This is a genomic window from Sessilibacter sp. MAH1 (assembly GCF_054658315.1).
In genome coordinates, this window is the sequence record NZ_BAAGIC010000035.1 from 1 (window position 1) to 692 (window position 692).

Here is a 692-nt window from a genome sequence, read left to right on the forward strand (position 1 = left end):
CCTTGGTCAATGGTCATTCTCTGTTTTTTGACTCGGCCCAAAACTAATAGTGTGGCTTCAATGTGTTTCCAATGTCAATCACAAATCGATATTTAACGTCGGCTTTCTGGAGACGCTCCATTGCTGTGTTCACATAATCCATAGGAATTACTTCAATTTCCGGTCTAACATTGTGTTCAGCAGCGAAATTAATCATTTCTTGTGTCTCCTTGATTCCTCCAATGTAACTACCCGCTATACTTTTTCTCCCCAAAATTAAAGGTGGGAGAAGCAATTCCAGAGGTTTCTCCGGTGCCCCAACAGCTACTAGTTTCCCATGAGACTTCAATAGATCAATCAAGGGCATGATAGGGTGGACTGCAGAAACAGTATCAATTATACCATCCAAGGTGCACATTGCAGCCTGCATTTGATCTTGGTCTCTACTGACCACAAAAAAATCAGCTCCAAGATGTTGTATGGCTTCATTTTTCTTTTTAGGAGAGGTACTGATGACAGTGACCTTCAAGCCAAGGGCTTTTGCAAATTTGACAGCCAGATGGCCTAGTCCACCAAGACCAACCACACCCAGATGCATGCCAGGTTTGTCAAGCCCAAAATATCTCAAAGGACCATACACTGTGATCCCTGCACAAAGGAGAGGAGCTGCAGCATCAAGAGGTAGGGCACTTGGAATGTTGACAACAAAGTGC

Annotated in this window: 1 protein-coding gene; it reads right to left on the minus strand. The window is 43.8% G+C overall.

Annotated features, from left to right (window positions below; translation table 11 throughout):
* Positions 1-43 precede the first annotated feature (43 nt).
* A partial coding sequence (locus tag ACYQ28_RS18715) for a zinc-binding dehydrogenase (RefSeq protein ID WP_460164740.1) occupies positions 44-692 on the minus strand: 649 nt, incomplete at its 5' end.